This is a genomic window from Agrobacterium sp. LAD9 (assembly GCF_003031125.1).
GTDB lineage: Bacteria > Pseudomonadota > Alphaproteobacteria > Rhizobiales > Rhizobiaceae > Agrobacterium > Agrobacterium radiobacter.
This window is the reverse complement of the sequence record NZ_PHGS01000025.1, coordinates 401,099-424,235: the sequence shown is the minus strand read 5'-3', so window position 1 is coordinate 424,235 and position 23,137 is coordinate 401,099. Positions and strand designations below refer to the sequence as shown.

At 60.2% G+C, this 23,137-nt stretch carries 22 protein-coding genes; 6 read left to right on the top strand and 16 right to left on the bottom strand.

Features of this window, described 5'->3' with window-relative positions; translation table 11 throughout:
- Positions 1-2 precede the first annotated feature (2 nt).
- Positions 3-887, bottom strand: coding sequence for a carbohydrate ABC transporter permease (locus DA915_RS23410; RefSeq protein ID WP_003508131.1), 885 nt, complete (start codon positions 885-887; stop codon positions 3-5).
- 4 nt (positions 888-891) lie between these two features.
- Complete coding sequence (locus DA915_RS23405) at positions 892-1,773, bottom strand: carbohydrate ABC transporter permease (RefSeq protein ID WP_004444977.1); 882 nt, start codon at positions 1,771-1,773, stop codon at positions 892-894.
- 212 nt (positions 1,774-1,985) lie between these two features.
- Here DA915_RS23405 and DA915_RS23400 point away from each other — a divergent pair, with 212 nt between their 5' ends.
- A complete protein-coding gene (locus tag DA915_RS23400) occupies positions 1,986-2,912 on the top strand; it encodes an AraC family transcriptional regulator (protein ID WP_107677450.1) in 927 nt (308 codons plus the stop codon).
- A 50-nt stretch (positions 2,913-2,962) separates the two neighbouring features.
- Here DA915_RS23400 and DA915_RS23395 read toward each other — a convergent pair whose 3' ends face one another.
- The 5 genes from DA915_RS23395 to kduI all read right to left on the bottom strand — a co-directional run bounded on the left by DA915_RS23395 (position 2,963) and on the right by kduI (position 7,601).
- Entirely contained in the window at positions 2,963-3,841 is an 879-nt protein-coding gene (locus DA915_RS23395) for an amidohydrolase family protein (RefSeq protein WP_107677449.1), read from the bottom strand.
- Positions 3,838-4,974 (bottom strand): D-galactarolactone cycloisomerase, encoded by a 1,137-nt coding sequence (locus DA915_RS23390; protein WP_107677448.1) that lies wholly within the window; start codon positions 4,972-4,974, stop codon positions 3,838-3,840. Before DA915_RS23390 ends, DA915_RS23395 begins: the two co-directional genes overlap by 4 nt.
- Before the next feature lie 36 nt (positions 4,975-5,010).
- Positions 5,011-5,922, bottom strand: coding sequence for a 5-dehydro-4-deoxyglucarate dehydratase (gene kdgD / locus DA915_RS23385; protein ID WP_080867429.1), 912 nt, complete (start codon positions 5,920-5,922; stop codon positions 5,011-5,013).
- Positions 5,923-6,036: 114 nt separating this feature from the next.
- Positions 6,037-6,780, bottom strand: coding sequence for a 2-dehydro-3-deoxy-D-gluconate 5-dehydrogenase KduD (gene kduD, locus DA915_RS23380; protein WP_020812566.1), 744 nt, complete (start codon positions 6,778-6,780; stop codon positions 6,037-6,039).
- A complete protein-coding gene (kduI, locus tag DA915_RS23375) occupies positions 6,777-7,601 on the bottom strand; it encodes a 5-dehydro-4-deoxy-D-glucuronate isomerase (protein WP_020812567.1) in 825 nt (274 codons plus the stop codon). The genes kduD and kduI overlap by 4 nt, the downstream gene beginning before the upstream one ends.
- Before the next feature lie 139 nt (positions 7,602-7,740).
- Between kduI and DA915_RS23370 the strand changes: the two genes are divergently transcribed.
- The 3 genes from DA915_RS23370 (at position 7,741) to DA915_RS23360 (ending at position 9,742) form a co-directional block, all read left to right on the top strand.
- The gene (locus DA915_RS23370; RefSeq protein WP_107677447.1) at positions 7,741-8,538 is read left to right on the top strand and encodes an NAD(P)-dependent oxidoreductase; all 798 of its coding nucleotides are present in this window, start codon (positions 7,741-7,743) and stop codon (positions 8,536-8,538) included.
- A gap of 110 nt (positions 8,539-8,648) precedes the next feature.
- Positions 8,649-9,386: a FadR/GntR family transcriptional regulator gene (locus DA915_RS23365; RefSeq protein WP_003508113.1), complete on the top strand. Its 738-nt coding sequence runs from the start codon at positions 8,649-8,651 to the stop codon at positions 9,384-9,386.
- A gap of 38 nt (positions 9,387-9,424) precedes the next feature.
- Positions 9,425-9,742: a cupin domain-containing protein gene (locus tag DA915_RS23360; RefSeq protein ID WP_003499912.1), complete on the top strand. Its 318-nt coding sequence runs from the start codon at positions 9,425-9,427 to the stop codon at positions 9,740-9,742.
- A 22-nt stretch (positions 9,743-9,764) separates the two neighbouring features.
- On the opposite strand, the gene DA915_RS23355 is transcribed toward DA915_RS23360, so the two are convergent.
- The 6 genes from DA915_RS23355 to DA915_RS23330 form a co-directional block, all read right to left on the bottom strand.
- Positions 9,765-10,997, bottom strand: a complete 1,233-nt coding sequence (locus DA915_RS23355) for a Xaa-Pro peptidase family protein (RefSeq protein ID WP_107677446.1) — start codon at positions 10,995-10,997, stop codon at positions 9,765-9,767.
- A gap of 230 nt (positions 10,998-11,227) precedes the next feature.
- On the bottom strand, positions 11,228-13,231 hold the full coding sequence (locus tag DA915_RS23350) for an aldo/keto reductase (RefSeq protein WP_107677445.1): 2,004 nt from the start codon (positions 13,229-13,231) through the stop codon (positions 11,228-11,230).
- Between the two features lie 36 nt (positions 13,232-13,267).
- Positions 13,268-14,353 (bottom strand): ABC transporter ATP-binding protein, encoded by a 1,086-nt coding sequence (locus DA915_RS23345; protein ID WP_003510391.1) that lies wholly within the window; start codon positions 14,351-14,353, stop codon positions 13,268-13,270.
- An 11-nt stretch (positions 14,354-14,364) separates the two neighbouring features.
- Positions 14,365-15,201, bottom strand: coding sequence for a carbohydrate ABC transporter permease (locus DA915_RS23340; protein WP_026372464.1), 837 nt, complete (start codon positions 15,199-15,201; stop codon positions 14,365-14,367).
- Positions 15,198-16,058 (bottom strand): carbohydrate ABC transporter permease, encoded by an 861-nt coding sequence (locus DA915_RS23335; RefSeq protein ID WP_003523586.1) that lies wholly within the window; start codon positions 16,056-16,058, stop codon positions 15,198-15,200. Before DA915_RS23335 ends, DA915_RS23340 begins: the two co-directional genes overlap by 4 nt.
- Before the next feature lie 260 nt (positions 16,059-16,318).
- Complete coding sequence (locus DA915_RS23330) at positions 16,319-17,590, bottom strand: sugar ABC transporter substrate-binding protein (RefSeq protein ID WP_065695348.1); 1,272 nt, start codon at positions 17,588-17,590, stop codon at positions 16,319-16,321.
- A 92-nt stretch (positions 17,591-17,682) separates the two neighbouring features.
- Between DA915_RS23330 and DA915_RS23325 the strand changes: the two genes are divergently transcribed.
- Entirely contained in the window at positions 17,683-18,573 is an 891-nt protein-coding gene (locus DA915_RS23325; protein WP_003510385.1) for a helix-turn-helix domain-containing protein, read from the top strand.
- Between the two features lie 137 nt (positions 18,574-18,710).
- Here DA915_RS23325 and DA915_RS23315 read toward each other — a convergent pair whose 3' ends face one another.
- Positions 18,711-19,565 (bottom strand): helix-turn-helix domain-containing protein, encoded by an 855-nt coding sequence (locus DA915_RS23315; RefSeq protein ID WP_107677444.1) that lies wholly within the window; start codon positions 19,563-19,565, stop codon positions 18,711-18,713.
- Between the two features lie 124 nt (positions 19,566-19,689).
- Between DA915_RS23315 and DA915_RS23310 the strand changes: the two genes are divergently transcribed.
- Positions 19,690-20,886, top strand: coding sequence for an MFS transporter (locus DA915_RS23310; protein WP_107677443.1), 1,197 nt, complete (start codon positions 19,690-19,692; stop codon positions 20,884-20,886).
- A gap of 99 nt (positions 20,887-20,985) precedes the next feature.
- Here the strand turns inward: DA915_RS23310 and DA915_RS23305 are convergent, their stop codons facing one another.
- Together DA915_RS23305 and DA915_RS23300 are read right to left on the bottom strand one after the other, a co-directional pair.
- Positions 20,986-21,999 (bottom strand): LacI family DNA-binding transcriptional regulator, encoded by a 1,014-nt coding sequence (locus tag DA915_RS23305; protein WP_003510378.1) that lies wholly within the window; start codon positions 21,997-21,999, stop codon positions 20,986-20,988.
- Between the two features lie 116 nt (positions 22,000-22,115).
- Positions 22,116-23,126 carry a D-altritol 5-dehydrogenase gene (locus tag DA915_RS23300; RefSeq protein ID WP_107677543.1) on the bottom strand — a complete coding sequence of 337 codons (1,011 nt, stop codon included), beginning with the start codon at positions 23,124-23,126 and terminating at the stop codon, positions 22,116-22,118.
- Positions 23,127-23,137: the final 11 nt, after the last annotated feature.

Here is a 23,137-nt window from a genome sequence, read left to right as displayed (position 1 = left end):
TTTCAGCCCTTGACCCCGCCAGACGAGATCCCTTCAATGAAATACCGTTGCGCCGCGAAGAACACGATCAGCGCAGGCGCGATCGTCAGCACCGACATCGCCAGGATGCGGTTCCATTCAAAGGCTTCGGTGGTGTCGATGGAGAGTTTGAGCGCGAGGCTCACCGGATATTTGTCGACGGAGGACAGGTAGATCAGCGGCCCGAGGAAATCGTTCATCGTCCACATGAACTGGAACAGGCAGACCGAGATCAGCGCCGGCGCCAGCATCGGCACGACGATATAGATGAGCGTCTGCAGGCTGTTGGCGCCATCCACGCGGGCGGCCTCTTCCATGTCCGATGGCAGCGAGCGCAGGAACTGCACCAGCATGAAGACGAAGAAGGCATCACCGGCGAAAGCCGAGGGAACCCAGAGCGGCAGGAAACTATCCAGCCAGCCGAGATCACGGAACAGAATATATTGCGGAATGCGGGTGACGACATTCGGCAGGAGCAGGATGGCGATGACCGAGCCGAACAGGATTTTCTTCAGCGGAAAATCGAAGCGGGCAAAGGCATAGGCCGCCATGGTGCAGGAAATCGCCGTGCCGATGACCTTCGGCAGGATGATCAGGAACGAATTCCAGAAGAACCGGCCGAACGTATAGGGCGTCGAGGTTTCCCAGCCGCGGATATAGCCATCCAGCGTCGGGTTTTCCGGGATGAAGCCGGCGCCGGAGAAGATTTCCGAATTGGTCTTGAAGCTTGCGCCCACCAGCCAGATCAGCGGGTAAAGCATGACGAGGCCGACGGCGAACAGCAGCACGTAGCGGACGGAGGTGGAGAGCAGCCTGAGCCGTGCCCGGCGGGCCGCCTGCATGTCGTTTAGGGTTGCGATATCGGTCATGGCATCAATTCCGCTTGTCGCCGGCGTAATAGACCCACTTCTTCGAGGACCAGAAGGCCACGAGGGTCAGCACGGTGATGATGGTGAAAAGCACCCAGGCGATGGCGGAGGCATAGCCCATGTTGAACTTCTTGAAGGCCTCGTCGTAGATGTAAAGTGGCAGGAGGTAAGTGGACTTCAGCGGCCCGCCCTGGGTGATGATGTATGGTCCGTTGAACTCCTGGAATGCCTGCACCATCTGCATGATGAGGTTGAAGAAGATCACGGGTGTCAAAAGCGGCAGCGTGATGAAGAAGAAGGTCCTGACCTTGCCCGCGCCATCGATGGCGGCCGCCTCGTAAAGCGATTTGTCGATGGATTGCAGGGCGGCGAGAAAGATCACCATCGCCGAACCGAACTGCCAGCAGCGCAGCAGCGTGATGGTGAAAAGCGCGTTGCCGGGATCACCGAACCAATCAACCGGCGACAGGCCGACGGCCGCCAACGCCATATTGGCGAGCCCCTCGCTTGCAAAGATGTAGCGCCACAGCACCGCAATCGCGATCGAGCCGCCGAGGATGGACGGCACATAAAAGGCCGTGCGGAAGAAGTTGATGAATTGCAGCTTGTAATTGAGTATCGCCGCAATGAAGAGGGCGAAGGCAAGCTTCAGCGGCACCGTCAGAAACACGTAGAACAGGGTAACGTTCAGCGATTTCATGAAGGTGCGGTCGCGGGTGAACAGGCGCTCGTAATTCGCCAGCCCCGCCCAGCTTGGATCGCTCATCAGGTCGTAACGGGTGAAGCTGAGATAGAGTGAGCCAAGAAACGGGATCGCGGTAAAGACCAGCAGCCCGATGATATAAGGCGTCAGATATCCCAGCCCGAGGAAGCGCTGAGATTTCATGACGCACCTCCCCGCGCCCCAATGGAACGCGACTGACAGAATACAATTTCGTACAAGTGATTCTCCTGGAACGGCCGGCGGCGGACGCGTGATGGCGCAATTTCTCGCCGCGACCGATCTCCTCTCTCATTGATACGGCGCGTAAAAGCTATTTATGCGGTGACAAGACCAAATTTCCGCGCCAAGGTGAATTAACAAAGACGAGGAAAAAGATGGACGAAATCGAAGGTGGCATTCTGTCATCAGTTCCGCCTGCGGCGCTCAACCTCAACCTGACGCGCGCGACGATCAAGATGGAGCATTCGCGCACCTGGCAGATCGACAAATCCAATCAGGTGGACGATCTCATCATCTGCCTGGAAGGACGCGGGCACTATCTCGTCGATGGCGAGGCGCGGGTGCTCGAACCCGGTGACGCCATGCTGATTTTCCGGGGGCAGCGCTTTGTCGGCTGGAACGAGCAGGCCGTGACCTATCGCGGCGTGGCGCAGCATTTCACGCTCGACATTTACGGCCGCCACAACCTGATCGCGCAGATGGACCTGAAGCCGAAATTACGGCTGAGCCGCTGGCCGCTGCTGGAGCCGCTCGTGCGTCACTACCGGCAGAGCGCCCCGCCCTCTTCCGTGACACTCGGCCAGCACCATCTTTTCATGGTGCTTCTGATCGCCTTCATCGACGATGCCTTCCTCGGATGGGTTGACCGCCCGAGTTTCCAGCCGGAAGGCACGGAAGGCCTCGACCTTGCGGTGATGAAGGCGATCACCATGATTTCGGCCAATCCGCTGGACCCTGATATTGCCGGCAGGGCGACCGATGCGGCACCCTATAATCGAGATTATTTCCTGCGCGAATTCCAGAAACGGGTTGGCCGGACGCCGCGGAAATATCAGGAATTCAAGCGCATGGAACGCGCCATGCATTTTCTCGAGGCAGGGCTTTCAGTCTCGGCGGCCGCCGCCGAGGTGGGGTATGGCGACCCCTATTATTTCTCGCGCATGTTCAAACGCACGCTGGGGCTAAGTCCGCGCGAGCATATGAACCGCATACGCCGCAGCCGGCATGGCAACCTGATGGCGTTTGACGAGCATGAACAGCAGAGGCTGCTTGCCGCCGAAACGGAAAAGGCCCCGGCATAGCGGGGCCTTATTGCGACGGGGCCTGGAAGCTATCGGCCATCCGGTGTGAACTATGCCGTCGTAAATGGCCGCAGCTTGAACAGGGCCTCAGGGTTTTTCACCAGTGCACGATGACGGGCCGCCTCATCCGACAGCCAGCCGAGCGTCAGTTCAGCAAGGCGGGCATCGTCCGGATAGGCAGCCGTTTCGCGCACCGAATTATGCGGCCAGTTGGTGCCCCAGACGATGCGCTCCGGCGCATGGGCGGCGATCACCCGCGAAAAGGCGGCGACATCCTCATAGGGCCACTTCTCCCGCGAACTTTCATAGACGCCGGCGAACTTGAACCAGAGATTGCCGCGATCCATCAGCTTCAGAAGAACAGTCATTTCCGGACCGTCCGTTTTGATGCCCTTGAAGAACTTGCCGTGGTGATCGAACACCCAGCGTGAGCGGATTTTCTGAAGACGTGGCAGGTGGTCGAGAAGATCATTGCCGTCGAATTGCACCGCCACCATCCAGTCAGCCGCGTGCGCCCTCTCATCCACCGCCTCAAGCTCGGAAAGGTTCACCGCACCGCCAGGCAGATCCATGATGCGCGCGCCAACGGCGCCGGCGGCGGCAAGCTTTTCCATGTCCTTCTCGGTCGTACTCGCATCGATAATGACCACGGCGCGGGCCGCTTCGCCCATCTCAGCAACACAGGCGAGCGTGTTGCCATTATCGCGCTGATGGGCGTTGCCCTGAGTGATGATGACCCGGTCGATGCCGAGCCATTGCATGAGCTTGCGATAGTCCTCCGGTCCCGGCAGGGCGCCCGGCGGCAGGCCCGGCCCGCCCGGCAAGGCCGGATAACCGGGCAGATACATATGCATCTGCGTGTCGACGGCCCCTTTCGGGAAGGCGGGCCGAGGCGCTGTGCCGCTCAGTTTTCTGACGAGTTCGCTCACGGGTCTGGCATCCTGAATTCAAGCAATGCGTCGCGGTTGATCTCAATTCCAAGACCCGGACCATCGGGGATGGCGACAATGCCGTTTACCGCCTCGATCGGCTTGCTCAGCACGGCCTGGCGGAAGGGATTATAGGTGCGGTCGAACTCCATGATCGGCTCTATCGGATTGACGCGCACCGGATCGGGCGTCATCGCCGCCATGAATTGCAGGGCGGCGGCGATCTGCACGCCGGTCCCCCAGACATGCGGCACGATGCGCACGCCGTGCAGCGTGGCAAGCGTCGCAATCTTCTGGGTTTCGGAAAAGCCGCCGCAGCCGCATAGATCGGGCTGGAGAATATCCACAGCACCGGCGGAAAGCGCCTGCCACATGCCATAACGCCCATGCCAGGTCTCGCCGCCCGCAACCGGGATTGGCTGACCTGCCCGCACCCGGGCATAGGCATCAAGCTGTTCGGGAACCACCGGTTCCTCAAACCAGTCGATACCATAATCGGCAGCGCGATTGCCGAGCGTGATGGCTTCGGTGACGGTATAACCGTGATTGGCGTCGATCATCAGCCGCATATCCGGCCCGATGGCTTCCCGCACCGCAGCGATGACCCTGAGGTCTTCCTCGATACCGAAACCGATCTTGATCTTGCAGGCGTGAAAACCCTCTGCCCGGCGTTCCGCCATCTCCAAGGGATTGTCGGAGACGCGGTCAACGCCATCGCGCTTGAAACTGCCGGTCGCATAGGCGCGCACGCTTTCACGCCAGCGCCCGCCGAGCAGCATCGAGATGGAAGCACCATAGTGCTTGCCCTTGATGTCCCAGAGCGCAATGTCGATGCCGGACAAGGCAGTGAGGCTGAGGCCGCGCTGGCCCTGATCGCGCAGGGCATTATAAAGCACGGCCCAGATTTTTTCGGTCTGGCGCGGGTCCTGGCCGATAAGCCAGCCCGCATAAGCCTGAACCACGGCGGCATTCGGCCGTGCCGGGCCGAGGCATTCACCCCAGCCGACGGTCCCGTCGTCACATTCGATCTCAACCAGAATATGGGCGCGTCGATCAAAGCGCATGGATGCGCTTTCAAACGGCGTGTCCAGCCGGTGCTCGAGCAGATGCGTGCGCACCGCCGTGATTTTCATGGCTCCCCTCCCGCTTGTCTCGACCAGGCCCCCTAATCAGGCTTTGCGCTTATGCGTGCCGATCAGGGCATCGAGCATGCCGATTTCCTCATTCGTCAGGTCCTTCAGCGGCGCACGCACCGGACCGGCGTTGAAGCCCTGCAGGCGCACGCCGGCCTTGACGGCGGAGACGGCGTAACCCTTGGCACGGTTGCGGATCGCCATGAACGGATAGAAGAACTCCGTCAGGATGCGCTCGCAGGTGGCGCGCTCACCGGCACGCAGCGCCGCATAGAACTCATTGGCAAGGCCCGGCACGAAGTTGAAGACAGCCGAGGAATAGGTGGTGAAGCCGGCGCCGAGATAGGCTTCGGCAAACAGTTCCGCCGTCGGCATGCCGCCAAGATACATCAGGCGGTCACCCATCTTGGCGGTGATCTGGCGCACAAGGCCGATATCGCCGGTGCCGTCCTTGAAACCGACGAGGTTCGGGCATTCGTCGCAGAGACGCGCCAGCGTATCGGCCTGCAGCACGGAATTGTCACGGTTATAGACCATGACGCCGATGCCGACCGACTGACACACCTTCTTGATATGAGCGTATAGCCCTTCCTGCGGCGCATCGATGAGGTAATGCGGCAGAAGCAGGATACCGTCAGCACCGACCTTTTCGACAGAGCGGGCAATATCAACGGCGATCTCGGTGCCGTAACCGCAGCCGGAAACAATGGCGGTTTCGCCGGCAACTTCCTTGGCGGCGGAGACGATGGTGGGGATCTCATCCGGCTTCAGCGAAAAGAACTCACCCGTGCCGCCGGCGGCAAACAGCACCGGCGCCTTGTATCCGGCGAGCCATTCGACATGGGCCCTGTAGCTATCGGCCGCAAAACGACCCTCGGCATCGAAATGGGTGACCGGGAAAGACAACAGACCGGAGCCAAGCGCCGTCTTGATTTGTTCAGGGTTCATCATCGAAATTCCTCTGCAAGTTCACTGACTGAAAGCCACCTAAGCCGCTTGCCGCATCTTTGTCAACAACTCATCATACATCTTGTATGATGAATTTCGAAAATCTGTCACAGATCAACGCGCCAGCCAGCCGCCATCGACATTGAGAATGGCGCCATGCACGTAATCCGCCGCCGGCGAAGCCAGAAAGACCGCTGCACCGGCGATATCTTCGGAATGACCCCAACGGCCGGCCGGAATACGCTCGAGAATGGCTTTGTTGCGGGCGGCATCCGCGCGCAACGCCTCGGTATTGTTGGTTTCGATGTAACCGGGCGCGATGGCATTCACATTGATGCCCTTCGCAGCCCACTCATTCGCCAGAAGCTTGGTGAGACCGGCAACGCCATGTTTCGCCGCCGTGTAGGACGGGACGCGAATGCCGCCCTGAAACGACAGGAGCGAGGCGATATTGACCACCTTGCCGGGCCGACCTTTTGCCAACAGCTCTTTCGCAAAGGCCTGCGTGGTAAAAAACAGCGCCTTGAGATTGACGTCCATAACCTCGTCCCAGTCGAGTTCGGAAAACTCGACTGAATCGGCACGGCGGATGATGCCGGCATTGTTGACGAGAATATCGAAGCCGGCATCGACGAAACTGTCCTTCGCCGCCAGCGGATCGGCGAAATCGATCGACAGGGCGCTCGCCTTGCCGCCATCCTTCGCGATGATATCAAGCGTTTCATCCGGTGCGCGGCGCGCGGCGCAGACCACCTCCGCACCGGCTGCGGCGAGCCCCACCGCAATCGCCTGGCCAAGACCGGTATTCGCGCCTGTCACGAGCGCCTTACGCCCTTGAAGCGAAAAGGGATTTCTCATTTCAGATCCCCCGGCTGGATGAAGTCCATGTCGGTATAGTCAACATTGTCGCCCGCCATCGCCCAGATGAAGGTGTAAGAACCGATGCCGGCACCGGAATGGATGGACCAGGGCGGCGAAATCGCGCCTTCTTCGTTCGAAATGAACAGATGGCGGGTCTCCTGCGGCTCGCCCATCAGATGCAGGACGCGCGACTTTTCATCCATGCCGAAATAGAGATAGGCCTCCATGCGGCGGTCATGAATATGCGAGGGAATGGTGTTCCAGACGGAGCCGTCCTCAAGCATCGTATAACCCAGCACCAGCTGGCAGCTTTCCATGACCAGCGGATGGATGAACTGGTTGATGGTGCGCTTGTTGGAAGTTTCGGTCGCGCCAAGCTTGACCTCCTTGCTGTCGGCAAGGCTGACGAGCTTTGCCGGCAGGCTGCGATGCGCCGGGCAAGACGTGATGTAGAATCGGCCAGCACCATCAAACGTTACCGCGCCGCTGCCCGCACCGAGATAAAGCACGTCACCGCGATTGAGCGTGTAGGTCTCGCCGCCGGCGCTGACGGTGCCCGCCTCGCCGATATTGACGATGCCCATTTCACGCCGGTCGAGGAAGGACGGCGTCTTGGTTTCTTCCACCTTGTCCAGCGTCAGCGGCGCACCATTTGGCACCGCGCCGCCCATGACGAAACGGTCGTAATGGGTATAGATCAGCCTGATTTCACCGGAACGGAACATGTCGTTGGCGAGGAAATGCCGGCGGAGCCCTTCGGTATCCAGCGTTTTTGCATATTCCGGGTTCACGGCCTGCCTTGTTTCGACGGTCAGCATCAAACTCATCCTTCATGATTGTTGCGTATGGCACATAATATATGTTATCCGCTTTTTGTACGATCTGTATGACAAGGTCAAGAGGTGCCGGCATATCTCGACCACGCTGCGGACGTGGAACAGGCTTGGGAGAATTGCAATGAAACGGCTTCTTGTTACCGGTGCGGCGGGCCAGCTTGGCCGCGTGATGCGTGAACGCCTTGCACCGATGGCCGGGATATTGCGTCTTGCCGATCTCGCCCCGCTCAACCCGGCAGGGCCGAACGAGGAATGCGTGCAATGCGACCTTGCGGATGCGAATGCCGTGGATGCCATGGTCGCCGGTTGCGACGGCATTGTTCATCTGGGCGGCATATCGGTGGAGAAGCCCTTCGAACAAATCCTTCAGGGCAATATCATCGGGCTTTATAATCTCTACGAGGCCGCCCGCGCCCATGGCCGGCCGCGCATCGTCTTTGCCAGCTCAAACCATACAATTGGCTATTATTCCCAGACCGAGAGGCTCGGTCCCGACGTGCCCGTCCGGCCGGACGGGCTTTACGGCGTTTCCAAATGTTTCGGCGAAAGCCTTGCCCGCATGTATTTCGAGAAGTTCGGGCAGGAGACGGCGCTGGTGCGCATCGGCTCCTGCACACCGGAACCCACCAATTACCGCATGCTTTCCACATGGTTCTCATACGATGATTTTGTGTCGCTGATCGAAGCGGTGTTTCGCGCACCGGTGCTCGGCTGCCCGGTCGTCTGGGGCGCATCGGCCAATGATGCCGGCTGGTGGGACAATTCGCATCTCGGTTATCTCGGCTGGAAACCGAAGGACAATGCCGAGACCTTCCGGCAGCATATATCAGCGACAACGCCGAAGCCTGCCCCTGAGGATGCGCTGGTGCGGTTTCAGGGTGGCGTGTTCGTCGACAATCCGATCTTCAGGGAAAGCTGAGATGCCGCATGAAACATTCCCGGCGCAAGCGGCGGGATTGCAAGCCGGGCAGCGAATGACGTATCGAGGACCGGTGCACGCAACCGACATTTTTTAGAACGGCGACCAAGATGACAAAAGCGACAACCTCCGAACCGGGCGCTCCACAGGGCAGAACGCTTGTGGTGAAGGTTTCGGAGGAACTCCGCAGCCAGATCGCCAAGGGCCGTTACAAGACGGGCGACCGCCTGCCCTCCGAAGCGCAGATGACGCAGGAATTCGGCGTCAGCCGCACGGTGGTGCGCGAGGCTATCGCTTCGCTGCGATCCGACGGTCTGGTCGAACCCCGTCAGGGCGCCGGCGTCTTCGTGCTGGAGCCCGCACCTGCGGAGCGGCGGCCCTTCCACAATGTTGATCTCGCACGCGTCTCCTCGCTGATCGAGATGCTGGAGCTACGCACGGCCGTGGAAGGCGATGCCGCCGGCCTTGCCGCCATTCGCCGTTCACCGGCGCAGGAAGAAAAGATCATCGAGGCCTTCGATGCCTTCCGCGCCAGCGCCGCCAAGGGCAGCCCGACGGCCGAAGCCGATTTCGCCTTTCATCTCGCCGTGGCCGAGGCGACCAACAATCCCCGCTTCAGCGAGTTCCTGCAGGTGCTGGGGCCGACCGTCATTCCACGCCGCGCCGTGGCCGAAAACGGCTCAGAAACCGTGCTTTCACCTGCCGATCTCAGCCGCCTCGTCGGCGAACACGAAGCGATCCTGATCGCCATACAGGACGGCAACGAGGATGCGGCGCGAAGCGCCATGCGCAACCACCTGAAAAGCAGCCAGACGCGGTATCGCGCCATGCTGCGCGCGCCGCGCTGAAACTGCCTAAACCGCATTACATGATTGAGGAGAACGACATGCAGCAGCTACCGACATTCCCCACCGTTTCACCCGACGATGGTGTCGAACGCACCGTGCTTTCCGAAGCGCCGGAGCTGATGGTGGTTTCGTTCCGTTTCAAAACCGGTGCCGAAGGCAAGCTGCACAGCCATCCGCATGTGCAATCCACCTATGTCGCCAGCGGCAGTTTCCGTTTTTACCGCGATGGTGAAGCCTATGACTTGCAGAAGGGCGACAGCCTTGTTGTGCCCGGCCATATCGAGCATGGTTGCCTGTGTCTCGAAGAGGGCGAGCTGATCGACTGCTTCACCCCGCGCCGCGACGATTTCCTCTGAGGCAGAGCACGGCGGCAGGTCGTCACTCCAGTGACAAATCCCGCAGGGTGCGTGGGAGGCTGTTCATGCACTCCACTCCAGATGATGTAACGAGAAACTGGTCCTCGATCATCAAAGCCCCCAGCCCTTCGCCATAAAAGGGCGCTTCGAGCGCAACCACCATGCCCCGAAGAATGATTTCCGGATTGTCATGGGAAAAGAACGGCCATTCCTCGATGCCCACGCCACCGCCGACGGAATGGCCGAAATGGCCGCGATAATATTCGCTGAAACCATCCTTACGCATCGAGGCGAGCATCGCGGCGTGCACCGCACCGAAGCTGTTGCCGGGGCGAAGCGCTTCCAGCCCGCAGGCGAAGGCTGCTTCCAGCGCCTTGAAGATATCGGACGCCAAAGGCGAGACCGGCCCCCATGAAAAGGTTCTTGCACCATCCGACGAATAACCGTCGACCAGCGTACCGACATCTGCCTTGATCAGCGCACCCGGTGTCACAACCGCCGCCATATCCGACAAGGCAGGCCCCACGGATATGTAATCCCAATGCCCGCTCAGTGAAAAACCGGATTTCATGGCATGCGCCTGCACGCCGGCCTTCCAGGCGGCAGAAAGTCCGCCGAGCGCTGCTCCGGGCCTCACGGCCGCCGCCATTGCGACCAGCCCGGCCTCAGCCGCCGCTGCCGCGCCCCGCAGAAGCCCGATCTCGCGTTCGGATTTCACCGCGCGCAGGCGGCGCAACACCGTCGAACCGTCGATCCAGTTCACATCTGGAAGCGCCTGACGCAGCGCCAGAAAATCGGCAGCGGGCATGAATTCGAGATCGGCGCCGATGCGCGCGCCCGATAGTCCACGCTCCTGCAGCAGGTCAGCCAACAGACCGAAACAGGCCGTGCGATCGAATGTCTCCGGCCTCGGGCCGCCGGCATTATGGCGGCGATAGGCATCGTCCACCTGCCCGATGGCCTCAGTACCGGACAGATCGACCATATCGATCCAGATGCGATGGCAGCGCAGATCGATATCCGGCGCGGCCTTTCTGACGAGCGGGGCGGCATGATCGCTGACGACAGCAGCAAGCCCTGCACCAGCATCGGCGGGCACCAGCGCAATCACTGAGCCCGCCCTGCCCCACATCGTCGCGACACCGGCATGAGCACCGACCGCATAGCGGAAAGCTTCCGGCTGGAACAACACCAGCGCGTCGATATCAGCCTCCTGCATCAATTGTTGCGCACGGATTCGGTCGATATCGCTCATGGGGACCCCGGTAGATCGTTTGCGCGCGGTGCTGGGCCGCACGGTTTATGAACCTACGCTTTAGCAGTCGCCGGGAGAGGAATGAAGGTGGAAGATGTCCGTACGCGGAGGATCGAGCATTGGATGAGCGGATACCGCTTGTTTCTTCTCCACGGTGGAGAGAAGAAACATGCCGCAAAGCCTTCTCTATCCCAATGAGGCGGCGGATAAATCCGCCGCCTCATTGTCTTTCACGCCTCCAGCCACTTCACCTGCTCGGCCGTCAGCTTGATATCCAGCGCCGAAAGACTGTCCTCCAGTTCAGCGATGGTGCGCGGTCCGATCAGCGGGATGACCGGGAAAGGCTGGGCGATGACATAAGCGAGCGCGATATGGATCGGGTGCCGCCCAAGTTTCTGCGCAAGTTCGATCGCCCTGTCGCGGCGGACGAAATTGCGGTCGGAATACCAGACGCGGACGATTTCCTCATCATCCTGCTTGTCGCGCCCTGCCCGGTCGGTGAAGAAACCGCGCCCCTGGCTGGACCAGGCAAAATTGGGGATCTGGCGGGATTTCAGCCATTCCTTCCACTCGTCATCCGATGCCGCCACGCATCCCGCCCAGATCGGATCGAGCATTTCGGCGAGCGAGAAATTGTTTGAAAGCGCGCCCGGGGCCTGTTTGCCGTTCTTCTGAGCATAGGCGGCCGCCTCGTCCATGCGCTCGCGCGTCCAGTTCGAACCACCGAAAATGCCGCGAATGCGGCCGCGCCGAACCTCGGCATCCATGGCATCGACGAACTCACCGACCGGAATATCCAGATTATCGCGATGCATGAAATAGGCATCGACATAATCCGTCTTCAGACGTTCCAGCGACTGGTCGAGTTGCTTGGCGATCATATCAGGATAGCAGAGCGGCGAATGCGCACCCTTGCCGATCAGCACGATCTCCTCGCGCGGCACATTGCGGCTGGTGTGCCAGTCACCGAAAATCGCCTCGGTCCTGCCGGCGCCATAGACATAGGCCGTATCGAACAGATTGCCGCCCGCCTCGTAAAAAGCATCGAGCGTCAGCGATGCAGAAGCAAAATTGGGGAAAAATTCGAAACCGAGCGCGACCACGGAAGCGGGCTTGGCAAGGCCCGGCACCTGCCGTTTCGGAACCGTGTTTCCAGCCACGACCTTGCCGCCGGTAATATTGGCAACGCGCGAGGTTGCCTTTTCGACGCTGTATTCAAGGCCGACCGAGGCGCGCCATTGATCCATGACACGCAGATTGCCGAGGCTGTCGGCCCAGCCCATGCCCGGTGCATCGAATTCCTTTTTGCTCTCACGGATCGCCTCACCCGCTGCATCGACCTCAAAGGAATAAAGCCAACGATCCTCCGGCAGCTCGATGGTTTCCACCTTGTCGCCCCTGAAGATATCAATCCGGCCGGTGCCGCCCTTGTGGCCCGCGGCATACCAGAAGTCCTTGACCTCGATCCGCCCTTCCGAGCCGATGATACGCAGCACATTGTCCTGCCCCGCCATAATGGAGCAGGACACTTCGGCGACGATGCCATTGGAAAATTTCAGCACGGCCGAGGCCCATTCGTCGACACCCGACTGGCCGAGATGGGCAGCGCCCGCCACCTTTTCCGGCTCGGCAAAGGGTTTGCCATCCACCGCGCCGGCAATCAGCCGCACCATCGAGACCGGATAGCCGCCGACATCGAGAATGCCGCCGCCCGCCATCTCATTGGCGAAGAGCCGGTGATCGGCCCGGAACGAACCCATGTTGAAACCGAAGCTGGAACGGATGATGCGGATATCGCCAACCGCGCGGCTCTTGACCAGTTCGAGCAATTTCGCCGTCTGCGGGTGCAGGCGATACATATAGGCCTCGCCGGCAAAGACGCCTGCCTTTCTCGCCTCGTGGAAAATGGCGTCGGCATCGTAGGCGGAAAGCGCAATCGGTTTCTCCACCAATACATTCTTGCCGGCGCGGATGGCCTTGATCGCCCATTCGGCATGGCCGGTATGGGGTGTGGCGATATAGACGGCATCGATATCGGGATCGGAAAGCAGCGCATCGTACCCATGGATGATGCGCGCACCGGCGAAGGCCTCGGCCAGGCCGGGCTTGTCCGGATTGCGGGTGGCGATGGCCTCTAACCTGCCGGTACGGGAATGGGCGATGCCGTCAGCGAATGTTTTCGCGATAGTACCCGGGCCGATGATGCCCCAGCGGATCGGTTGTTCGGTCGTCATGAAATCCTCGTCTTATGTAGGTGCTTGGGAAAAGGTTCAGCGCAGGCGTTCGCCCTTGCTGTCGAAAAGGAAGGCCCGGCGGGCGGAAAGACCGACCGTCAGCCGGTCGCGATTGCCGACGTCGCGCGATTCCGGCCTCTCGATGATGAGCTGCTCGCCGCCTTCGGTACGGGCATAAACGTAGCTGGTATTGCCGAGATGTTCGGCGACATCGACATGCACGGTGAGATCGGCATCGCCCTGCCCCGCATCGGAAAAATGTTCGGGCCGGATGCCGAGCGAAACACGGGCTCCGTCGTTCAAGCGGGCCTTTGTCGGCAGGGTCAGCCGCACCGCAGGATCGCTGTCGAGCGAGAGCGTCACGCTCTCCGCGCCGCTGCCGATGATGGTCGCGTCGAGAAAATTCATCTTCGGCGAACCGACGAAACCGGCAACGAAGCGGTTGGCGGGATCATCGTAAAGATCGAGCGGCGCGCCGACCTGTTCGATATTGCCCGCACGCAGCACGACGATCTTGTCGGCCAGCGTCATCGCCTCGGTCTGGTCATGGGTCACATAGATCATCGTTGTCCCGAGCTGCTTGTGCAGCCGCGATATCTCGACGCGCATCTGCACCCGCAGCTCCGCATCGAGGTTGGAGAGCGGCTCGTCGAACAGGAAAACCTGCGGTTCACGCACGATGGCGCGGCCGATGGCGACACGCTGCCTCTGGCCGCCGGAAAGTTGCTTCGGCCGGCGCTCCATCAACTCGTTGATCTGCAGGATTTCGGCGGCGCGGTTGACCCGCTTTTGCGTATCGGCCTTGGGATTGCCATTCATTCGAAGGCCGAAGGACAGGTTTTCGGCAACCGTCATATGCGGATAAAGCGCATAGGACTGGAACACCATGGCGATGCCGCGATCCGCCGGATCGGCATCATTGACCGTCCTGCCGCCGATGCTGACATCGCCATCCGATATGTCTTCCAGCCCGGCGATCATGCGCAGCAGCGTGGATTTGCCGCATCCGGAGGGGCCGACGAAGACGACGAATTCGCCGTCGGCAATATCGAGGTCGGCGCCATGGATGACTTCGAGCGCGCCGTAACGCTTGACCACGTTCTTGAGCGAAAGTTCCGCCATACGGCCTCCCCTTACTTGACTGCCCCGGCGGAAATGCCGGCGATGAAGTGACGCTGCAATGCCACGAAAACCACGAGGATGGGTGCGGTGAGCAGCACCGCGCCGGCCATAATGCCGCCCCATGACACTTTGGTGAGCCCGATGAGGGTGCCAAGCGCCACGGGTGCGGTCATCATTCCTGGGCGGGAATTGATGAGAAGCGGCCAGAGATAGTTGTTCCACGAGGCCAGAAACAGGATGATCGACAGCGCCGCCATGGTGGGACGCGCCAGCGGCAGGGCGATGCGCAGAAATATCTGCCACTCCTTGACGCCCTCCACCCGTGCCGCATCGAAGAGTTCCGTCGGCATCATCGAGAAGGATTGCCGCATGAACAGCACGCCGAGCGAATTGAACAGCGGCGGCACGATCAGCGCCACCCAGGTATTGGCGAGCTTGAATTCGCGCGCCACCATGATGAACTGCGGAATGACGACGACCGCAAAAGGCAGGGTGATGGTGCCGAGAATGATGGCGATCACCACCCCGCGTCCCGCAAAGCGGTACCGCGCCAACGCCCAGCCCGCCATCGAGGTCAGGAACACCGAAAGGACAGTGTAGATGACAGCGACGGTGATCGAGATGAACATGGCCCGCAGGAAATTCGTATCCGCCTGAAGGTTCTCGAAATTCTCGATGAAGTTGGTGGATGGCACCAGAACAATGTCCGGACTGAAAATGCCGTAATCCGGCATCGTCGAGAATACGAACATCATCCACAGCGGAAACAGCCAGATGATGGCAAGCGGCGTCAGCGCCGCATGCAGCGCGATCTTCTGCCAGAAAAGCGATCTCGATTTCGATCTCATTTCGGCTCCCTCCCGACCCATAGATTGAGCAGCGAAATGGCGATGGCGAGCGCCGCCATGGTGTAGGCAATGGCCGAGGCATAACCGAAATTGAGCGAGGTGAAGCCCTGCCGGTAAAGGAACAGCCCCAGCGTCTCCGTGCCGCCGCCCGGCCCGCCCCTGTTGGTGATGAGGAAGGGTTCGGCGAAAAGCTGCATGGTGCCGATGACCGACAGGACGACGCAGAAGAGGATGATGGGTTTGAGGAGCGGCAGGGTTATGTAGAAGAACTGCTGCCGTTTGCTCACCTTGTCCAGCGTCGCCGCCTCATAGACATCACCCGGGATGGATTGCAGCCCGGCCAGAATGATGATGGCGTTATACCCCGCCCAGCGCCAGGTAACCGCGATGATGACGAGCGCCATGGCGGCATTGGCATTGTCGAACCACGAAATGGGCGAAAGGCCGACGGAGGTGATGAGCTTGTTGATGATGCCAAAATCGGCACTGAACATCAGCCGGAAAACAGCTGCATAGGCAACCTCGCCGACAACAACAGGCGCGAAAAAGGCAAAACGGTAGAGTGGCCGCGCCTTTAAGAGCGGTGAATTCAAGAGCACCGCCATGACGGTGGCAAGCGCGATCATGACGGGCACCTGAATGACCAGAATGATCAGCGTATTGTAGAGCGCGTTATAAAAAGCCGGGTCGGAGACGAGCCGCCCCCAGTTCATGGAGGGCGCGAAGCGCCACGGATTGATGCGTGTGTTCTGGAACGACAGCATGAACGAGCTGATGATCGGCCAAACCCAGAAGGTGGCGAAAATCAGGAGATAGGGCGCAAGGAACGCATAAGCGATCCTGTTCCTTGACGGCATGACGACCTCCAGATGCCGGCGGTTTGGCCGGATAAATGGAAAAGCTTGGGAGAGGCTGCCCCCGTTTGAGGGCGAGGCCATGGCAAGGCGGTACCGCGCGTTTCTTCTCCCCGTGGGGGAGAAGGTGGCCCGAAGGGCCGGATGAGGGGGCTAGCTCGCGGTCTATCGCTGGCCTCGCCCCTCATCCCGCTGCCGCGGACTTCTCCCCCTCGGGGAGAAGAAACGCGCGGCACCCGCTCGGTCCATCAGCTACCGACTGTTTACTCCGCGGCCGGCAAACCTGTTGCCGTTTCGATCTGCTTGGCCGCATCATCCAGCGCGGCCTTCGCATCGGGGTACCCGCCCGCAAAGTACTTCGTCTGCGTCGCCTTGTAGATCGCATCGGCATCCGACTGGAACGCCGTGCCGCGGCTTGGCACAATCTTCGGCAGGGTGGCGAGAATATCGGTCCACACAGCCTGCCCGCCCCAATAGGCCTGCTTTTCCTTGACGAAAGGATCGTCAATGGCTGACAGCAGCGAGGGAACGAGGCCGAAGGATTTCAACATCGTCACCTGCCCTTCATTGGTGGTCAGCGCGTAATCGATATATTTCCAAGCGGCCTCCTTGTGCTGGGATGTCGAGCTGATTGCGAGTGACGAACCGCCGAGATTGGCCGCATGCGGGCCATCCGGCGTCAGGCTCGGCATCAGATAGACGCCCCATTTGCCGGAAAGATCAGGAGAGCCGGAACGCACCGTGCCTTCATACCAGGCGCCATACATCTGGCTTGCGGCCTTTCCTGCCGTATTGGCCTGGATCTTTTCATCCCAGATCGCGGCCGTGATGATGCCGGCGTCTTTCATCTCCTTGACCTTTTCAAGGGTCGCGACACAGGCGGGCTTGTTGATGGTGATGCTCTGGCCATCGGTCGAAAAGTAACCGCATCCCTGTTCATTGGCGATCATGCGGAACCATTCGCTGTCGCCGTTGAAATCGGCTTGCGCCATCACCGTGCCGGGATTGGCAGCCATGACCTTTTTGCCCGCAGCGATGAAATCATCCCAGCTTTTGATGGTGGCGGGATCTACACCCGCCTTTTCATAGAAGTCGCGGCGATAGAACACCGCCACCGGACCCGAGTCCCACGGAACCGCATAGGCGACGCCGTCAACCTCTAGTTCCGTGCGCTTGAAATCAGGGAAAAGCGCCTGTTTCTCAGGCGTGTAGCCAAGCTCGGTCAGATTGGCGAAACAATCGGGGAAGCGGCTCCAGAACAGCTCCGCCTCGAAATTCTCTATGGTGACAATGTCCGGAAGACCATCACCACCGGCTGCGCAGGCGGCAAGCGTCTTGTCAAAAACCTGATTGTTTCCAAGGTCTTCAACGACGATCTTGATATCTGGATTCTGTTTATTGAAACCTTCCACCGTGGATTTCAGCGCGGAAGCCGCGACATTCCAGCTCCAGATGGTGACGGTCTCGGTTTGCGCGAAAGCCGGGGCTGCTAGAAGCAGCATAGCGGTAGACGCGCCTAGAAATTTCAAGCACATTGAAAACCTCCCTTTTTCAATTGCCGTTCTTAAGCGAACATGGGCACATTAGCGGCGGCAGGAAATCTGTCTCGTAAAAAGGGAACACCGATTTGGCGGAAAGTAAGATTGCCGAAAGAGCCTTCTACCAACCGGGTGCGAGCAGCATCGAAGGCATGCCGACAACGCTTCAGCTCTTTCATAATCACCCGCCCATCATGCTCCGCCCCCACTGGCACGCGCAGGTGGAGGTGAATTATGTGATGTCGGGATCGGTGCATTACCGCATGGGCGATCATGAACTCTCGCTCGAGGCCGGCCAGATGTGCATTTTCTGGGGTGGCCAGCCGCACCAGATGGACCGCTCCTCCGACGATTCCTTTTATGCGGGCGCGCATCTGCCGCTCGTGCATTTCTTCCGAATGCGCCTGCCTGCCGCCGTCTCCAGCCAGTTGATGGGTGGCGCCACAATGGTGAGCGCCGAAACTGACCTGGCGGATAAGGAGAATTTCGGCCGCTGGTTCCGCTATGTCGCCTCAGGCGATCCGGCCAGAGCGCAGCATGCGGTGGAGGAACTGCTGCTGCGGGTGGAACGGATGTTTCTCGAACCCTATTCCGTCGTATCGTCCGCCGCCGATGCAAAACACAGAGAGGATGAGGAAGGCATGGCGCCATCCATCGGCGTGGTGCGCATGTGCGATTTCATCGCCGCCAATTTCCTCGACGATATCGACGCGACCGATATTGCCCGCGCCGCATCATTGCATCCGAAATATGCGATGAACCTGTTCCGCAAGTCCACAGGCATGACGCTGATCAAATATCTGACCCTGCTACGCCTTTCGCGTGCACAGGCAATGCTGATGACCGGCAAGGACAATATTCTGCAGATCGCCATGGAAAGCGGCTTCGGCTCCGTCAGCGCCTTCAACAAGGCGTTTCGCCAGATCGCCGGCATGTCACCTTCCGATTTCCGCCGCGACATGCGGGCGACGGCGGCTTAGGGCACCTCCCTCATTCCTGTGCTTGTCACCGGAATCCAGTCGACGCGCGTCTACGCGGCGAGAGGACTCTTTTCAGCTCAAGACTTTGGCGGGCTGGATCCCTGTGACAAGCATAGGGATGAGGAGGAGCGTGAAGCCTAGTCCCCAATTTGTTCCGGTTTCGGAAAAGCTCCGCCGCGCTGCCGCGCCGCCTGCCGATAAGCCCGGGGCGAACTGCCGAGCATCCGCCGGAACATGGTGGTGAAGGCGGGAATGTTTTCATAACCGGCATCCAACGCCACATTGGTCACCGCCTCGCCGGCCGCCAGCCTCGGCAGTGAAGCGAAAATGCAGGCCTGCTGGCGCCATGTCACGAAACTCACCCCGAGTTCCCGGCGGAACAGGCGCGTGAAAGAGCGGCGGCTGATTCCCATGGCTGCCGCCCAGTCGTCGATCTCCACCCGTGCTACGGGCTTCTTGAGGAAATCGCGGCAGAGCGCAGCCAGACGCTGATTATCGGGAAAAGGCAATCCGAGCGGCCTTTCCGGCAGGCGGTTGACCTCGTCCAGCAAAAGCGCGCGCACGAGGCCCTGCCGATGAAATGCCGACGGCTGGTGTTCCTCAGCCAGCAGTTCCGAAATCAGGCTGGAGGCGAGATCGGTTATTTCCACCACCCGCGGCGCGCCGGCATGGAAGAGATCAGGATGAACGTAGATCGAGTGCATCTCCACCGTGGAAATGGTCTCGGCCTCGTGCTGCAGCCCGGCAGGAATGAGGAGCCCATGACCGGGCGGTATCATCCAGCGCCCATCGGCGGTGCTGACCAACACCACACCCTGACGGGCACACCAGATCTGTACCCGGCTGTGGCTGTGGGGCGGGGTTCGGTGCCCCGTGGGATAGACGCGGCAAAGCGCCAGCACCGGTTCATTGGTGCCGTCGATCAATTTCAGACTGCGTTCATGCTCGTCCTGCGTCAGCCCTGCAGGCGGCCGCGATTTGATTTTTGCCATTTGGCCCACTCACAAAGAAACTCGTCCAGAACACAAATGCAGGCCAGAAACAATATGAATAAAAGCGGGAAGAAATAAAGACACGTTTCCCGCCCTTCCATCGGGAATCTGGAGAGGATACACCATGGCCACCGTCACCAGCGCCGGGTTCAACCCGCAACGCACGGCGTTTTCAATCATCGCTGCCGCGAGCTTCTGCCATATGCTCAACGACATCATGCAATCGCTGCTGACGTCGCTTTACCCGCTGCTGAAGGCCAATTACGCGCTCGATTTCATGCAGATCGGGCTGCTGACCTTCGCCTTTCAGGTCACCGCATCGCTGTTGCAGCCGGTCGTCGGCATGGTGACCGATCGCTGGCCCATGCCCTTCTCCCTGCCCGTCGCCATGCTGTCCACCTGCGCCGGCCTCATCACGCTCGCCTTCGCCCACAGTTTCGAGGTTCTGGTGATCGGCGCCTGCCTCATCGGCATTGGCTCGGCGATCTTCCATCCGGAAGCCTCGCGCGTTGCGCGCCTGGCATCCGGCGGCCGTCATGGCCTTGCACAGTCCTTCTTCCAGGTCGGCGGCAATACCGGAACGGCCATCGGCCCGCTGCTCGCCGCTTTCATCGTCATACCGCTCGGCCAGTCGAGCCTCAGCTGGTTCTCGCTGATTGCGCTCGTCGGTTTTGGCGTGCTTTCGTGGGTCGGCGTCTGGTATACCCGCCATCGCCGCGCCACCGTCGGCAAGGCCCCTGTCAGCCGCGCCCTGCCGCTGGCACGCGGCACGGTTATGATGACGCTTCTCGTTCTGGTGGTCCTGACCGCAACCAAGAACGCCTATCTCGCCAGCCTGTCCAGCTACTTCACCTTCTACACGATCGACCGGTTCGGTCTTGGCGTGCAGGACGCGCAGGTTCTGCTGTTCCTCTTCCTCGGGGCTTCGGCGCTCGGTGTGTTCTTCGGCGGCCCGATCGGTGACCGTTTCGGCTCCCGCGTGGTCATCTGGTTCTCGATCCTCGGCGTCATTCCCTTCGCGCTGATGCTGCCCTATGCCAACCTGTTCTGGACGGCGGTTCTGGTCGTGGTGATCGGCTTCGTCTTCTCGTCGGCCTTCTCGGCCATCGTGGTGTTCGCACAGGAACTGGTGCCGGGCCGTGTCGGCCTCATCGCCGGCATGTTCTTCGGTTTCGCCTTCGGTTTCGGCGGTATCGGGGCGGCGGTTCTGGGCGTCTATGCGGACAAGGAAGGCATTGAATTCGTCTATCGCATCTGCTCCTACATGCCGCTGCTCGGCCTTTTGACAGTGTTGTTGCCGAAGCTGCCAAGCCACCGCTAAAAGCCTTGCGTTCAACGCTTTTCATCACGGCGGTCACCTGTGATACTCAGGTGATCGCCGTGATCCGTTAAGCGAAGACCGCACTCCGGCCAAAAACCGTCAGGCCGATTTACGCAACATCAGATCGGCGCTGAGGAGAATGCGCTCGCGCATCCGGGTTGCGTCGTCCGCCTCTTCATCCAGCTTCTGCAACAGAAGCTCGATCGAGAGCCTGCCGATCTCGTTATAGTTCTGCGCCACCGTGGTAATCGGCGGGCAGGCGTAACGCGACAGCGGATGATCATCATGGCCGGCGACCCGGAGATCGTAATCCGCACCGTGACCAACCTTGATCCCTTTCTGGAAGGCGGCGGCGATGACGCCGAAGGCGATACGGTCGTTGGCGCACAGAATGGTGCGCGATGGCAAAAGCCCTGCCCCATCAAGCAGCCGGGACGCTTCATCAAAGGCGAAACGTTCAAAATCCCAGGTGACGATATCAGGGACATCGATCACATGCGGCTCGAAACCGAGGCGCTGCATGGCCTCCACGTAAGCCGTGCGGCGGGTCGCGGCATTGGTGTTGACCTGCGGCATGTCGAAGAAACAGGGCGGCTCGCCCGAACGGCAGAGATAATCCACCATCAGCCCGACACTCTGGCGGTTGTCGGTGCCGACAAAGGCCGAGGTCTCATCGAGAGGCGAATCCACATAAACGATCGGAATACTGGCCGCGAGCTGCTCCAGCGTGGCGCGGTGGGATTTGACACCGAGCGGGGCGATGATGGCGCCCGCGACATTCATCGACTTGAAGGTGCGGATGGCGCGGTCTTCAATCTCCGCCTTGCCGTCTGATGACAGCACGAAGGCAAGGAACCCCGCCTCATTGGCGATGAGTTCTATACGGCTCGTCAGCGCCATATAGAACGGGTCCGTCGAGTTCGGGATGATGATGCCGATGATATTGGAGCGGCGGCGGTTGAGGTTCACGGCAAAGATATTGGGCCTGAAGCCCGATTTCTTCAGCGCGTCCTCAATGGCATCCCGGGTCTTCTTGCGGACCGAGGCCGGATCATTGAAGTATTTCGAAACGGTCGGGCGGGAAAGGCCGACGAATTCCGAAAACTCTTCCATCGTCCTGATAGATTTGGCCAAAGTGCTTGCCCCCATGAAATATTACATGTGGTACTCTATATCGACCGGCCTTCGCACGAAAAGCCGGTCGAATGTGGTTATCAACGGCCAAAAGATCATTCGGCCGCAAATTGCACTTTCATTGTAGCCGGATCGGACGGCTTTTTCGTAAAGAACGGCAGCATCTCCGAAAGCGGCAGTCGGTGCGACACCAGCCGCGCCATGACATCACCATCCGTCTCCAGAATAGCTAACGCCTGCGGAATGTTACGGTTCAGCGAATGTGAACCGACAAGCTTCAGCTGACGCCTGAAGATTTCGAAGGGCGAGACAGCAATGCGGGCATCCGGCGCGCAGACGCCGAAGAACAGCGCCGTACCGCCATCGGCAACCAGCGGGATCATCGCTTCCGCAACAGCGGCGATGCCGGTCGCATCGGCCACGAAATCGAACGATTTCTGTTGCCGCAGGAGCGCTTCCGAGCCGGAAACCGCCACCTCAAGCCCGAGATCCTCGGCGAAGGCCAGCCTGCTTTCATTGATGTCGGCAATCGTCACCGTCCTGATGCCGCGCGATTTCAGCGACAAGGCAAGCAGCAGGCCGATGGGGCCGGCACCAAAAACCAGCGCGTTTTCCGGTACGATACCACTCTCGCCGATGCCCGCGCTCTGCATGCCATTGACGACGCAGGCGAGCGGTTCTGCCAATGCCGCGACATGATAGGGCATGGAACCGATGCGGTGCAGGTGATCGGCATGCACCACGCTGAACTCCGCAAAGCCGCCATTATGGGAGACGCCATAGGCCTTCAGTGTGCTGCAGAGGTTGGTAAGCCCCTTCCTGCAACTCGCGCAGACGCCACAGGGCAGATTGGGATCGACCGCCACCCGTTCGCCAACCTTGATGCCAGTCACATCAGCGGCCACGGCCGCGACTTCACCGGCATATTCATGGCCCGGGATGACGGGAAAGGCACCGTCGCCATAACGTGCATGGAGTACATCGATATCGGTGTGGCAAAGCCCCGAAGCCTTGACCCGCACGAGGGCGTGGCCGGGCGGCAGATCGGCGACCGTAACCTCCGCCAGCACGGCGCGTCCCTTCTCGACGAATTGAATGGCATGCATGGTCATCTCCG

Coding starts and splice junctions, on each gene's coding strand:
- DA915_RS23300 (WP_107677543.1), bottom strand. CDS start 23,126: ATGCATGCCATTCAATTCGTCGAGAAGGGACGCGCCGTGCTGGCGGAG.
- DA915_RS23400 (WP_107677450.1), top strand. CDS start 1,986: ATGGACGAAATCGAAGGTGGCATTCTGTCATCAGTTCCGCCTGCGGCG.
- DA915_RS23340 (WP_026372464.1), bottom strand. CDS start 15,201: ATGAGATCGAAATCGAGATCGCTTTTCTGGCAGAAGATCGCGCTGCAT.
- DA915_RS23305 (WP_003510378.1), bottom strand. CDS start 21,999: ATGGAAGAGTTTTCGGAATTCGTCGGCCTTTCCCGCCCGACCGTTTCG.
- DA915_RS23345 (WP_003510391.1), bottom strand. CDS start 14,353: ATGGCGGAACTTTCGCTCAAGAACGTGGTCAAGCGTTACGGCGCGCTC.
- kduD (WP_020812566.1), bottom strand. CDS start 6,780: ATGAGAAATCCCTTTTCGCTTCAAGGGCGTAAGGCGCTCGTGACAGGC.
- DA915_RS23410 (WP_003508131.1), bottom strand. CDS start 887: ATGACCGATATCGCAACCCTAAACGACATGCAGGCGGCCCGCCGGGCA.
- DA915_RS23350 (WP_107677445.1), bottom strand. CDS start 13,231: ATGACGACCGAACAACCGATCCGCTGGGGCATCATCGGCCCGGGTACT.
- DA915_RS23310 (WP_107677443.1), top strand. CDS start 19,690: ATGGCCACCGTCACCAGCGCCGGGTTCAACCCGCAACGCACGGCGTTT.
- DA915_RS23360 (WP_003499912.1), top strand. CDS start 9,425: ATGCAGCAGCTACCGACATTCCCCACCGTTTCACCCGACGATGGTGTC.
- DA915_RS23330 (WP_065695348.1), bottom strand. CDS start 17,590: ATGTGCTTGAAATTTCTAGGCGCGTCTACCGCTATGCTGCTTCTAGCA.
- DA915_RS23390 (WP_107677448.1), bottom strand. CDS start 4,974: ATGAAAATCACGGCGGTGCGCACGCATCTGCTCGAGCACCGGCTGGAC.
- kdgD (WP_080867429.1), bottom strand. CDS start 5,922: ATGAACCCTGAACAAATCAAGACGGCGCTTGGCTCCGGTCTGTTGTCT.
- DA915_RS23370 (WP_107677447.1), top strand. CDS start 7,741: ATGAAACGGCTTCTTGTTACCGGTGCGGCGGGCCAGCTTGGCCGCGTG.
- DA915_RS23365 (WP_003508113.1), top strand. CDS start 8,649: ATGACAAAAGCGACAACCTCCGAACCGGGCGCTCCACAGGGCAGAACG.
- DA915_RS23355 (WP_107677446.1), bottom strand. CDS start 10,997: ATGAGCGATATCGACCGAATCCGTGCGCAACAATTGATGCAGGAGGCT.
- DA915_RS23315 (WP_107677444.1), bottom strand. CDS start 19,565: ATGGCAAAAATCAAATCGCGGCCGCCTGCAGGGCTGACGCAGGACGAG.
- kduI (WP_020812567.1), bottom strand. CDS start 7,601: ATGCTGACCGTCGAAACAAGGCAGGCCGTGAACCCGGAATATGCAAAA.
- DA915_RS23405 (WP_004444977.1), bottom strand. CDS start 1,773: ATGAAATCTCAGCGCTTCCTCGGGCTGGGATATCTGACGCCTTATATC.
- DA915_RS23335 (WP_003523586.1), bottom strand. CDS start 16,058: ATGCCGTCAAGGAACAGGATCGCTTATGCGTTCCTTGCGCCCTATCTC.